Annotated in this window: 10 protein-coding genes; 2 read left to right on the forward strand and 8 right to left on the reverse strand. The window is 55.0% G+C overall.

Going from position 1 to position 13,472, the window contains the following annotated elements; all coding sequences use genetic code 11:
• The first annotated feature begins 123 nt into the window (after nt 1–123).
• On the forward strand, nt 124–381 hold the full coding sequence (locus tag B2T33_RS07560) for a YjhX family toxin (RefSeq protein WP_197145582.1): 258 nt from the start codon (nt 124–126) through the stop codon (nt 379–381).
• A gap of 33 nt (nt 382–414) precedes the next feature.
• Here the strand turns inward: B2T33_RS07560 and B2T33_RS07565 are convergent, their stop codons facing one another.
• The 6 genes from B2T33_RS07565 to B2T33_RS07590 form a co-directional block, all read right to left on the reverse strand.
• On the reverse strand, nt 415–768 hold the full coding sequence (locus tag B2T33_RS07565; RefSeq protein WP_197145583.1) for a VOC family protein: 354 nt from the start codon (nt 766–768) through the stop codon (nt 415–417).
• Nucleotides 769–816: 48 nt separating this feature from the next.
• Nucleotides 817–2,493 carry an FMN-binding glutamate synthase family protein gene (locus tag B2T33_RS07570; protein ID WP_008889620.1) on the reverse strand — a complete coding sequence of 559 codons (1,677 nt, stop codon included), beginning with the start codon at nt 2,491–2,493 and terminating at the stop codon, nt 817–819.
• A gap of 328 nt (nt 2,494–2,821) precedes the next feature.
• A complete protein-coding gene (locus B2T33_RS07575) occupies nt 2,822–6,463 on the reverse strand; it encodes a hydantoinase B/oxoprolinase family protein (protein WP_197145584.1) in 3,642 nt (1,213 codons plus the stop codon).
• Between the two features lie 69 nt (nt 6,464–6,532).
• Complete coding sequence (locus B2T33_RS07580) at nt 6,533–7,834, reverse strand: TRAP transporter large permease (protein WP_197145585.1); 1,302 nt, start codon at nt 7,832–7,834, stop codon at nt 6,533–6,535.
• Nucleotides 7,835–7,843: 9 nt separating this feature from the next.
• Nucleotides 7,844–8,356 (reverse strand): TRAP transporter small permease, encoded by a 513-nt coding sequence (locus tag B2T33_RS07585; protein WP_197145586.1) that lies wholly within the window; start codon nt 8,354–8,356, stop codon nt 7,844–7,846.
• 141 nt (nt 8,357–8,497) lie between these two features.
• Entirely contained in the window at nt 8,498–9,472 is a 975-nt protein-coding gene (locus tag B2T33_RS07590) for a TRAP transporter substrate-binding protein (RefSeq protein WP_008889616.1), read from the reverse strand.
• Nucleotides 9,473–9,742: 270 nt separating this feature from the next.
• On the opposite strand from B2T33_RS07590, the gene B2T33_RS07595 reads away from it, so the two are divergent.
• On the forward strand, nt 9,743–10,495 hold the full coding sequence (locus tag B2T33_RS07595; RefSeq protein WP_286791628.1) for an SDR family oxidoreductase: 753 nt from the start codon (nt 9,743–9,745) through the stop codon (nt 10,493–10,495).
• A gap of 66 nt (nt 10,496–10,561) precedes the next feature.
• Here the strand turns inward: B2T33_RS07595 and B2T33_RS07600 are convergent, their stop codons facing one another.
• Both B2T33_RS07600 and B2T33_RS07605 read right to left on the reverse strand, forming a co-directional pair.
• On the reverse strand, nt 10,562–11,071 hold the full coding sequence (locus tag B2T33_RS07600) for a winged helix DNA-binding protein (protein WP_063088853.1): 510 nt from the start codon (nt 11,069–11,071) through the stop codon (nt 10,562–10,564).
• 139 nt (nt 11,072–11,210) lie between these two features.
• On the reverse strand, nt 11,211–13,154 hold the full coding sequence (locus B2T33_RS07605; protein ID WP_286791629.1) for a methyl-accepting chemotaxis protein: 1,944 nt from the start codon (nt 13,152–13,154) through the stop codon (nt 11,211–11,213).
• Nucleotides 13,155–13,472: the final 318 nt, after the last annotated feature.

Genomic DNA, 13,472 nt, shown 5'->3' on the forward strand with positions numbered 1-13,472 from the left:
TCCAGACCGCTGATCAGCAGATCGGACCGCCTGCCCGACCTTAAACCGGGTGCGCGTGACCGGTACTGTTGTGCCCGTCCCGATCGAAAACCGTTTTCCCAACTGGTTTTCGGACTCTGACCGATGAATATTTCAAAGAACGAACAGCGCGTGTTGCATGCACTCGCACAAGGCGGCCTGATCAAAGTGATCAAGGACGGCAAAAACCATGTTCTTGAAGCAGATTGCATTACCCGCGACGGCTGGTTTCTGACCGCCTGTACGCTTGAAGTCTTCAAGAAGCTGCGCAAACGCCGACTGATCCGATCACAACGCGGCGGACCTTACCGCATTACCCGTGAAGGATTGCTCGCGGTTCGCGCAGAACTATGTCAACGCTAGTAGCAAAGCCCGGCCCCAAAAGCCGGGTTTTGATCATTTGTGCTCAAGAATATTGACCAGCTTGCCAAACGGGTCGCGGACGTAAAACCGCCTGACACCCCATGGTTCTTCTGCCGGGCCATATTCGATTGCGATCCCGGCATCCTTCATTTTACCAAGGACATCATCAAGGTTATCGACCTCGATAGACATGTCGGGAACGGGTGTCCCCGATCCACCTTCGGTGGCGAAACTGACCTGTGTGGTCATGGTTTGGTCTGCTGCCGCAAAAGTCCTGATCCAGCCATGATCCATTACGGTATCAAGGCCTAAAATGCCCTCGTAGAAGGCAACTGCCTTGGCGATATCATCCACAGCAAAGTTTGAGACAATCCGTTTAACAACCATTGGTGCTATCTGGTCCTCTCCGTTTGGGTGGCGTGGTTCGCAACCATGCTACTGCGCGGCTTTTTCCCCTGCAATCGCCTGTGCCCGTTTATAGGGGCCGAACGGAATTTCCTTGGGATCGAAGGTTTCAGCTGAGGCACGTTCCCAACGGGAATGCCATTCATGGAGTTCCGGAAGTTCGGTATCTTGCAACAGGAAGCCTTCGGGCAGGTAGGGATAGGCTTCGTTGCCATCAACAAACTCGTTGTCCTTCTGGCGCACCATGAAGTGATAAGGCATGAAGTTGCGCGGGTCGGTCAGACCAGCCGCCCCGGTGATTTCAGCCAGCGCATGCATGGTATTTTTATGGAAGCGCGCGACACGTTCGCTTTTGTCACCCGGATCAAGGGCGCGTTGGCGGATTTTATCCTGTGTCGCGATCCCGACCGGGCAGCAGTTGGTATGGCAGCTTTGGGCCTGAATACAGCCAAGTGCAAACATGAAACCGCGCGCGGCATTACACCAGTCCGCCCCCAACGCCAGCGTTCGAGCAATATCAAAGGCCGAGACGATTTTGCCCGCCGCGCCGATTTTGATCTGATCGCGAACACCAGCACCCCGCAGCGCATTATGGACAAAGGTCAGGCCTTCTTGCATCGGCATGCCAACCCGGTTGGCAAATTCGACCGGGGCGGCACCAGTGCCACCTTCCTTGCCATCGACGACGATGAAATCGGGCGTGATACCGGTTTTCAGCATCGCCTTTATGATCGACATGAATTCGCGGCGATGCCCGATGCAGAGCTTGAACCCGACCGGCTTGCCACCCGAAAGGTCACGCAGGCGGCCAATGAATTCCATCAGCCCAATCGGGGTTGAGAAAACACTGTGTGCCGCGGGCGACACGCAATCCTGCCCCATCGGGATACCGCGGGCTTCGGCAATTTCGGCGGTGATTTTGGCCGATGGCAACATGCCGCCATGGCCGGGTTTTGCGCCTTGGCTAAGCTTTACCTCGATCATTTTGACCTGCGGGTCGGCGGCGGTTATGGCAAATTTTTCCTCGGAAAAACTGCCATCTTCGTTGCGCGCCCCGAAATAACCCGACGCCACCTGATAAATCAGATCACCACCGCCTTCGCGGTGATAGCGCGAAATGCTGCCTTCGCCGGTATCATGGGCAAAGCCGCCCTTCTTGGCGCCCTTGTTAAGCGCCAGAATTGCGTTGCCCGACAGCGCCCCGAAGCTCATGGCAGAGATATTATACAGGCTGCAATCATAGGGCTGCTTGCAATGCGGGCCGCCAACGCGCACCCGAAAATCGGTATCGGTGATGTGCTTGGGCGCGACGGAATGGGTAATCCACGAATAGCCGGATTTATAGACTTCTTCGATCGTGCCAAACGGGCGTTTGTCTTCGACACCCTTGGCGCGCTGATAGACAAGACCGCGTGCCTGGCGGCTGAACGGGATTTCGTCCTGATCGCTTTCAAGAAGGTACTGGCGGATTTCCGGACGGAAGCTTTCGAGGATGAAGCGGATATGCGCACTGATCGGATAGTTGCGCAGGATGGAATGCTTGTTCTGATACAGGTCGTGAATACCAACCAGCACCAGCAACCCGAAAATGACCGCAGGCACCCAGAACCAGACATCAACGGCACTCGCCAAGATCACAGAGGCCAAAGCCAAAACCACAACACCCGTCATCACGAAGTAGCGCTGGTTCAAAATGAAGAATTTCACGGTGCTCTCTTCCTGTCCTGTTCAGGCCGATCTGATCCACGAAAAGCCGCCTTGTGCGGGGAGGCATCTGACCCTTCGTATCCGAGATAGCAGCAACATCCATGATCATCGTTGATTTGATCACGGGCCTCAATGGCAATGTCGTTGATTTCAGGGTCTAAACCCTAATTGCCCCCCATTTGATCTGAATGTGGGAACGTTTGAACCAACATCAAGAAAAAGCCGCCTTGCAACAGGGAAGCAAGGCGGCTTTGGGGACCGGAAACAAACAGGTGTTTAAGGGGGGAACACGTTCCCGGTCCGCGACATCTGGTGATGCAGGGGCCGATCAGGCCTTGCCGTAGCCCCCGCCACCCGGGGTTTCGATGACAAAGACATCCCCCCGATGCATTTCCGCACCATCGGTGCCCTTAAGCTCGATCACAGTGCCATCGATGCGTTCGACAGCATTGCGGCCAAGCTGACCGGGCTCCCCGCCCGCACAGGCCTGAACCGGCACGCGACGGTGGTTGGACAGGATCGATGCTGTCATGTCTTCAAGGAAGCGCACACGACGGATCGCACCATCGCCACCCTTGTGTTTGCCTTTACCACCTGATCCTTTGCGGATTTCAAAGCTTTCGAGCAGGACCGGGAAACGCCATTCAAGAACTTCCGGATCGGTCAGGCGCGAGTTGGTCATGTGCGAATGAACAGCTGCCGTACCATCAAAGTCGGGACCGGCACCGGTACCGCCACAGATGGTTTCGTAATACTGGTGCGTATCATTGCCCCAGGTGAAGTTGTTCATCGTGCCCTGACCACCAGACAGCACGCCAAGGGCGGCATACAGCGTATCGGTGACATGCATGCTGGTTTCAACGTTACCGGCAACCACGGCGGCCGGATAACGCGGGTTAAGCATCGATCCTTCGGGCACGATCAGATTGACCGGCTTCAGGCAACCGGCATTGAGCGGAATGTCATCATCAACAAGCGTTCTGAAGACATACAACACAGCCGCGCGGGTCACAGCCGACGGGGCGTTGAAGTTGTTATCAAGCTGATCGGACGTGCCGGTGAAATCGACCGTCGCCGAACGGGTTGCCTTATCGATGGTGACCTTGACGCGGACAACCGCACCATTGTCCATTTCATAGGTGTATTCGCCGTCTTTCAGAACATCGATTACGCGACGTACGCTTTCTTCGGCGTTGTCCTGAACGTGCTGCATATAGGCATGCACGACATCAAGGCCAAAGTGATCGACCATCTTGCGCAGTTCCTGCACACCCTTTTCATTGGCCGCGATCTGTGCACGCAGATCGGCGATATTTTGATAGGGATTACGTGCCGGATATTTGGCACCTTCAAGAAGGTCGGTCAGGCCCTTTTCATCGAACGTGCCCTGATCAACCAGTTTGAAGTTGTTGATCAGAACGCCTTCTTCTTCAAGAACACGCGAGTTTGGCGCCATTGAGCCCGGCGTAATACCGCCAACATCGGCATGGTGACCACGCGATGCGACATAGAACAGCACTTCCTTGCCATCATCGCCAAACACCGGGGTGATCAGTGTGATGTCAGGCAGGTGCGTGCCGCCGTTATACGGGTCGTTCAGCATATAAACATCGCCCGGCTTCATTTTGCCGTCGTTGTTTTTAATCACCGCCTGAACGGACTCACCCATCGAGCCAAGGTGGACGGGCATATGCGGGGCGTTGGCGATCAGAAGGCCTTCCTGATCAAACACCGCACATGAGAAGTCCAGACGTTCCTTGATGTTAACCGAGTATGAGGTGTTGGCAAGCGTCACACCCATTTGTTCGGCGATGTTCATGAACAGGTTGTTGAACACTTCAAGCATCACCGGATCGGCCTGGGTGCCAATCGCCTCGGAACGTTTCATCGGCACAACACGGTTCAGGATCAGATGATCCTGGCCATTCACCTTGGCTTCCCAGCCCGGATCGATCACGGTGGTGCCGACCGGCTCCACAATCACCGCCGGACCACGGACCGTCGCACCTGGTTTCAGGTTTTCACGTTTGTAGAACGGAGTATCTTCGGTTTTGCCATCAAAGACGACCGGACGGGTCGCAAGCGGCTTGAGCATAACTTCCGCACCATCAAGCTCAGCCGACGACGCCGGAAGGCTTTGGGTTTCGCCAATCGCCTCAACTGCGACGGCCTCGACCACCAGTGGCTTGCCGGTCATGACAAAGCCATAACGCTGTTTATGCTGTTCTTCGAACTGGGCCGTGATGGCATCAACATCGCCGAAATCAACGATCAGCGGGGTGTCGGTACCGTCATAACGCAGATGCAGGCGTTTCAGCAGGCTGATCTTGTCATCCGAAATGCCCTGTTCTTTCAGTTCCGCGAGCGCATCAACCGCCAAGGCATCAAGCTGCTTATCCAGATCTGCAAGGCCTTCAGCGGCAAGTTTGCCCTCGACCGCCTGTTCACGCATCGCACGGATATCGGCAAGGCCCATACCGTATGCCGACAGAACACCGGCGAACGGATGAACAAATACCTTGGTCATGCCAAGGGTATCGGCAACCTGACAGGCATGCTGACCACCGGCACCGCCGAAGCATTGCAGGATATAGTCGCTGACGTCATAGCCGCGCTGGACCGAGATCTGCTTGATGGCGTTTGCCATGTTTTCAACCGCAATGCGCAGGAAGCCTTCGGCGACTTCTTCGGGGGTACGGATCTGGCCGGTGTTCTTTTCGATGTCAGCGGCCATTTCCTCAAAGCCCTTGCGAACCGCATCGGCATTAAGTGGCTCGTCGCCTTCGGGGCCAAAGACATTCGGGAAGAAGTCCGGCTGGACCTTACCCAGCATGACGTTGATATCAGTCACCGCCAGCGGACCACCGCGACGATAGGCCGCAGGCCCCGGATTTGCACCGGCACTGTCCGGACCAACACGGAAACGCGCACCGTCGAAATGCAGGATCGACCCACCACCGGCCGCAACCGTGTGGATTTTCATCATCGGCGCGCGCATGCGCACACCAGCGACCTGGGTTTCGAAATCACGTTCGTATTCGCCGTCATAGTGCGAAACGTCGGTTGATGTGCCGCCCATATCGAAACCGATGACCTGTTTGAAGCCATCCATCTCAGCCGTACGCACCATGCCAACCACACCGCCAGCCGGACCGGACAAGATCGCATCCTTGCCCTGGAACTTGACCGCATCGGTCAGACCGCCATTGGATTGCATGAACATCAATTTCACGCCGCCCAGTTCGGAGGCGACCTGATCAACATAACGACGCAGGATCGGCGACAGATAGGCATCAACCACCGTGGTGTCGCCGCGCGATACCAGCTTCATCAACGGGCTGACCTGATGGCTGACAGAAACCTGGGTAAAGCCGATGTCACGGGCAACCTTTTCGGCGGCCAGTTCATGCGCGGTGTAACGATAACCGTGCATGAAAACGATGGCACAGGCACGAATGCCGCTGTCATAGACCTTTTGCAGGTCGGCCCGCAGGGTATCGAGGTCCATCCCTTCGAGTTCATGACCCTGTGCGTCAAAACGGCCAGCGGTTTCGATCACGGTTTCATAAAGCGTTTCGGGCAGAATGATGTTGCGATCAAACAGACGAGGGCGGTTCTGATAGGCCAGACGCAGCGCATCGCGGAAGCCCTTGTTGGTGACCAGGACTGTGCGGTCGCCTTTGCGTTCGAGCAGGGCGTTGGTCGCAACCGTGGTGCCCATTTTGACGGCTTCGATTTTCTCGGCCGGGATTTTCTCGCCGTCGGCAACTTCAAGCAGTTCGCGGATGCCCTGAATGGCGGCGTCCTTATACCGTTCGGGGTTTTCCGACAGCAGTTTGTGGGTGACAAGCGCGCCATTGGGTTTGCGGGCAACGATATCGGTAAATGTGCCGCCGCGATCGATCCAGAACTGCCATTTCGGCTGTCCGGTGGTCTGCGAGGCGGGCGAATTTTGGTCGAGCGGGGCCATGATGCTCACTCCTTCAGGCATCTGTAGTCAGAAAATTCGAGTATTTTGGTCAGTTCAAATCATGAACTGTTAGCCACTCATTTGCGTTGGCAGCCAGGTAACGATCCCCGGAAATACGGTGATCAGAAGGGCGGCAAACAACAGCAGGAAGAAGAATGGCAAGGCAGCAACTGCAATCTTGAACAGGTTCTTGCCTGTCAGGCCTTGCAGAACGAAAAGGTTAAAGCCGACCGGTGGCGTGATCTGTGACATTTCGACCACCAGCACGACATAGATGCCGAACCACAACAGGTCGATGCCAGCGGCCTGCACCATCGGCAGGATCACAGAGGTTGTCAGAACCACCACCGAAATACCGTCAAGAAAACATCCCAGAACGATAAAGAAGATCGTCAGCGCACCAAGCAGCGCATAAGGCGACAGCTCCATCTGGGCGATCCATGCGGCCAATTCACGCGGCACACCGGTAAAGCCCATTGCAACCGTCAGCACCGCCGCACCTGCAAGGATAAAGCAGATCATGCAGGACGTGCGGGTGGCACCCATGATGCCATCAAGCAGGCTTTCCTTGGAAAGCGACCCGCTGAGCCCTGAGAGGATCAATGCACCGACCACACCGAACGCCGCGGCCTCTGTCGGGGTTGCGACCCCGCCATAGATCGAGCCGATCACAGCAGCAATCAGAACGATGACCGGGATCAGGCGACCCGATGCACGGATCTTTTCAGCAAACGGAATGCTGGGGGCAGCTTCGGGCATCTTGTCCTTGTTGATCGTGGCCCAGATGCCAACGAAGCTCATGAACATGATGATCAGCATGACACCGGGGATCACACCGGCAATGAAAAGACGGGCAATCGAAAGCTCGGCCGAGACACCATAAACAATCAGGATGATCGACGGCGGGATCAGAAGACCCAGCGTACCGGACCCAGCAAGGGTTCCGAGGATCAGGCTATCGGCATAGCCCTGTTTACGAAGTTCGGGGATCGACATGCGCCCGATGGTGGCCGCTGTCGCAGCCGAAGACCCGGAGACAGCAGCAAAAATACCGCAGCCCAGAATGTTTACATGCAACAACCGACCCGGAAGTTTGTTCAGCCAAGGCGCAAGCCCGGTGAACATGTCTTCGGAAAGGCGGGACCGGAAAAGGATTTCACCCATCCAGATAAACAGTGGCAGCGGTGCCAGTGACCAGGTTGCAAGGCTTGACCATGCTGTGGTCGCGATGATCGGACCGGTTTGCGCACTGGTGAAAACATCAATGGCAAAGACGCCAATGGCAAAAAGTGCAAGTGCAACCCACAGACCAGCGCCCAGAAACAGGAACAGCAGGCCCATCAGGATAAGACCGATTTGAAGTACGTCCATGACCGCCCCCTACTCGTTCAGATCGTTCGCTTCGCCGCCGACAAAAGCGGGTTCGCGGCCAGCCAGAAGATCAACAAATGCTTCGAGCAGGGCGATGGTAAAGACAACCAGTCCAAAGGCCATGGCGGTTTGCGGGATCCACAGCGGGAAGGCCAGAACGCCGGGCGAGCTATCGCCATACGAAAAGCTTTCCTCGGCCAGAACCGCCATCCACCAGGCGAAGTAACCGGCAAGATAAATCGCAGCCAACAGCGTGATCGCTTCCATTGTCCGGCGGACACGACCTTTGAGGTGCGAAAGGACAATCATGACCCGGATGTGGGTGCCAGCGCGCAGCGCCGGACCAAGGGCAAGGAACGTACCGGCAGCAAGCGAGAACCCGGCCAGTTCATTGGCATCGTGAACGGCGATCCCGACAAGACGCCCCAAGGACTGGGCGAGGATCAGCAGCGCAATGATTACCAGGAACGCGGCCGCCAAAACGGCACTGAATTTGAATAAATAATCTAGCAGTCTGCGCACAGCAGTCCCCCTTTCCGCCAACGATCATCCCCAAAGCGACGTATCGTACCTAACGGACAGTAACATTAAAATGTGCGGATTGTCCGGGACCGAACGGAGGACGACAGCCGTCCGGCCCCGACAATTGGCAAGAACCGGTGCTTAGTTCTTGAACGCGTCGATGATGGCCTGGCCTTCATCTCCGGTTTTTTCCAGCCAACCAGCGACCATTTTGTCACCAGCTGCTGCGAGACCGTCTTTGAGTTCTGCACTCGGTGCAGCAACGTTCATGCCGTTTTCAGAGAGAATTTTCTTTTTCTCTTCGGCTTCTGCCATGCTCATTTCCCAACCGCGGGTTTCGGCTTTGGCAGCGGCTTCAAGAACAGCAGCCTGAACGTCAGCAGACAGGCCATCGAATGCGCTTTCGCTTACGATAACCATGTTTTTCGGAAGCCATGCCTGAACGTCATAGAAGTTCGAAACAAAGTCCCATGCCTTGGAGTTGGCACCGGTCGACGGCGAGGTGATCATTGCTTCGACAATGCCGGTTGCAAAGGCGGTCGGGATTTCCGGAACTTCAACCTGGGTCGCGACCATGCCGGTCAGAGATGCCAGTTCGGACGTGGTGGCGTTATAGGCGCGGAACTTGACACCATCGAGGTCAGCAACGCTGTTAACTTCGTTTGCGGTGTAAAGGCCCTGAGCCGGCCACGGAACAGCATAAAGAACTTTAAGACCATCTTTTGCGAGGGCTGCTTCGATGCCTTCGCGCGATACTTCCCAAAGTTTCTTGGCGTCTTCGTAAGACGTTGCAAGGAACGGGATCGCGTCAACGGTGTAGATCGGGTTTTCGTTGGCCAGCAGCGAAATCAGGGTTTCGCCGATCGGCACCAGGCCGCGCTGAACCGAACGTTTGATATCAGCATGCTTGAACAGCGAACCACCGGAATGAACCGTGATGCTCAGCTCACCGCCAGATGCTTCATTCACATCCTTGGCAAATTCGATGATGTTCTGGGTGTGGAAAGTCGCGTCAGGATAAGGCGTTGCCATGTCCCAGGTTTCTTCAGCGGATGCAAAGCCGGCTGACATGGTGATCGCTGCGACTGCGACAGTCGAAAGTGCTTTTTTCAACATTTTTCAAGTCTCCCTGTGTGTGATGCAAGCCGATACACGTTATCGCGTATCGAGACTCCAAAGTAGCCTCCCGACACATTGATCACATTTTGCCGACAAATTGTCAACTTTAATTCATAGCAGATATGCGAAATCCGGGAAACAACACCGTAGAACCCCACCTGCGTGAACCCGCAAAAACCGACCGTTCGTCTGATATTTTTGTTGTTATTGTTGGCTGCCGGGGGCATTCAACTAGCGATCAAATAAATAACAAGCGGGGAAAATCCAATGCCGGATCTTTCGGGGAAGTCTGTCTGGATTACAGGTGCCGGTAGCGGCATCGGTGAAGCAATTGCCAAATCTCTGGCGGCTGGCGGGGCGCACGTTGCCCTTTCGGCGCGGCGCGAAGAGACACTTCGGCAAGTTGCAGATGACATTGCGGCAAGCGGGGGAAAAGTTGAAATTTACCCGCTCGACATCAGTGACAGCGACAAGGTTTTTGAAACGGTCGCGAAAATCAAAAGCGCGATGGGCAAAATTGATGTGCTGATCAACTGTGCTGGTGTGAACACCCCGAAACGGCATTGGCGCGATCTTGATATCAAAGACTGGCAGCGTATCGTCGCCGTCAATCTGAACGGTGTTGCCAACACCGTTTGCGCGACCCTGCCCTTGATGCGCGATCAACAAGACGGACTGATCATCAATATTGCGTCTTGGGCCGCAAAGCATGAATTCCCGGTCGCAGGCCCGGCCTATATTGCATCCAAACGCGGTGTCGTCGATCTTTCGCACAGCATCAATCAGGAAGAACTGCACAACAACATCCGCTGTTGCTGCATTTCACCGGGCGAAGTTGCCACCCCGATCCTTCAGCAACGACCGGTACCGATAGAACAGGAAGAGCTTGATCGTCTTTTAAAGCCAAGCGATCTTGCAGAAATCGTGACTTATGTCGTCGGGGCACCCATGCGGGTTTGCTTCAACGAAATCGTGATGTCCCCGACCTACAATCGCACCCTGCTGCCAATTCAGCCCTAGGTGTTGCTCCCAGACATCGGGGATGCGAAGGACAAGCCTTAGCGCCAGTACCAGCAGCAGCGCGGTTTACATCGCACTTGCGGCACGTGATGCCTGGTCATAGACGCCGGAAATTGCGCGAAGGGTCTTGGCGACATCCCCGACTTCCTCGCTGTTGACGCCAAGCCGCTGGAAAGTCTCAATCAGGCAATCCTCGCGGACCTGACGGTATTTTTCGCACATTTCACGGCCGTCCTTGGTGGTCGCGTAATGCACTTCCTTGCCGCGTTTGACACCCTCGACAAGTCCAAGCTTGCGGAGCTTTTTAAGGGAATAGTTCACAAGATGGCTGTCCTCGACATTCAGGACAAAGCAGACTTCAGACAGACTTTTTTCCCGCTCACGGGAATTGACATTGTGCAGCACCAGAATATCGAGAACCGACACATCGGGCATACCCGCCGCACGCATGCACCGCACCATCCAGCGGTTAAATGCGTTACCTGACAGGATCAACGCAAATTCAAGTTCCGACAGTTCGGCTGCGCGTTCCGAGACAAGATGTGACGATGAGACGATACGTGTTTTATCAGCCATCCGACGTTCCCTGTAATGCAGTATTCCCGGTCACCAAGATAGGTTCCGACCAGGTTCATTGGAAGTTTGTCGGCATTTTATCGCGATAAAGGCGACAAGGTAAAGCCCCTGCCGCCTTATACTTATCGGCAATTCACCGTTAAAGTGTGCGCATCCGTTCGAGAAAACCATCAATCTGCGACCGCAAGTCACCGCTTTGTTGACCAAGGTTGTTGGCCGAAACATTGACGTTACCAGCCGCTTCGTTGGTTTCATTGACAGCTGCAGACACTCCTTGCATGGCAGCCGAGATTTCCTCTGTCCCGGCGGCGGCTTGCTCCACGTTCTGCGAAATCTCGCTGGTGGCGACGGTTTGCTGTTCGACCGCGGCCGCCACCGCAGCTGCACGTTCGCTGATGTCGGAGATCATTTTGACAATCTCGTCGATTGCATCAACGGCAAGGCTTGTCGCCTGCTGGATATCGTTGATCTGGGATGTAATTTCCTCGGTTGCCTTGCCCGTCTGATTGGCAAGGTTTTTCACCTCGCTTGCGACGACGGCAAAGCCCTTGCCTGCGTCCCCCGCCCGGGCGGCCTCAATCGTTGCATTAAGCGCCAGCAAGTTGGTTTGTTCGGCGATATCACTGATCAGGCTGATGACTTCGCCAATCTTGATCGCAGAATCATTAAGCCCCTGTATATTGTCGTTGGTATTGCGGGCCCGCTCGGTTGCGGACTGTGCCATGGTTGACGTTTCCGTGACCTGACCGGAAATCTCGTTGATAGATGCCGAAAGTTCGGTTGCGGCCGTGGCAACCAACTGCACATTCGAAGAGGCTTCTTCGGCACCGGAAGACACTGCCATCGACTGGTTGGTTGCTGTCTCAGCACTGTTACGTAATACGTTCGACACCTGATGGAGTTGCTCCACCGCTATTCCGACATCGGCCATGACGGCAACCACCGCCTGATCAAATTCCTGAATATAGCGTTCCTGAGTCTCCATGCGTTTGCGGCGTTTCTCGTCCTCTGCCTTTTGCGCTGCTTCAAGCTTGATGCGTTCGATACCGTTTTCGCGGAACACCAGAACCGCACGCCCCATCTCGCCGATTTCGTCCGCCCGCTTCACTTCGTTGATATCGACATCAAAGTCGTTTTCAGCCAGTCGAGTCATTTTGTTGGTCAAACCGCTGATCGCGCTGACAATGGCGCGTGCCAACAAGAACGAGAGCCCCATTAACGCCAGAACGCCGATTGAATACATAATGACCGAAACTGTCAGACTGGTTTCTGCAATGCTGTCAGCTCTTTGCTTTTGGGTCTGTGCGATTTCGCCAATCGACTGACTGAGCTCATTAAGGATCGGCTCAGCCTCGGCATAATAGTCGGACAAAAAGCCGAGCTCTGCTTCGCGTTGCAGGATCTTTTCAGACAGGGCCTTGAAGTCCGCAACATATGACTTCATCAAGTCGGTGATTTTATCCTGCTCGTCGGCGGGAATGTTTGAGGCGGCCAATGCCGGTCCGAACTCGGCAAGGCGGTCATCGATCCGACCGACATACTTTGGATCAAGGCGTGCCAAAAAGTCCTTCTCGTGGCGGCGCATCATCAACATGATTACGGTAAGATTGTCGGCGTTATATTTCTTGAGCGCCTCTTCGACATTGTGCACCGAGGAACGTAACCGTCCCAGAAGCCCTTCTTCCTCGTTCAACCCGATTTCTCGCTGCAAACCGACAACCACTGCGAACTTCGCGTCATAGTTGGCAAAGGCTGTCACGATTTCCTGGAGCTGCGCATCAAACGCGCTCAGTTCCGGCGCCTGTTCAAGCTGCTCAAGGCCTGCATTGACGTCTTGGACGACACTGGCATGCTGGGAAACATATTTTTCATCCATGCGCAGCAGGAAGTCCTTTTCCCGCCGACGTGCATTCAGGAATTCACGCGAAACAGCGTCAGCAACCAGTTTGTTCTCCAGCGCACTCTCGGCAACCTCTTCGGCGGCCCGTCTTTGTTGCTCGGCAATGAATTGCACAGCACCAACGACGATAAAGATCAAAAGTGCCACCCCGCCGATCAGCGATATTTGATAGAGAAGTCTCATTCGGGAAAGAAAGTTCATCTTGGCCCCCAAGCAGTTGCCTCGCCTTTGCCACAGCTGTTCTCCCGCTGGCATCAGCGCAGGTTTCTATTCAACAACGAAATGAAGACACCTATTGCGCCCGCCAGATCAAATCGGGGAACCTTGCCCCATATGTCGGGAAACCATTTCGGCCTCTAAGCCGTGGCAAGACATAATTGATGCTTGCCCGGTGCCTGTTTCTTACTCAACTGAATCACATTTGGTGTGAGGCACAACAAAACAAGAGGAAAGATTGCTCTTTCCTCTTGTTCCAGTTGCAGACGTGAAATGATGCTTGTT

This window comes from Thalassospira sp. UBA4513 (assembly GCF_002388495.1).
GTDB lineage: Bacteria > Pseudomonadota > Alphaproteobacteria > Rhodospirillales > Thalassospiraceae > Thalassospira > Thalassospira tepidiphila.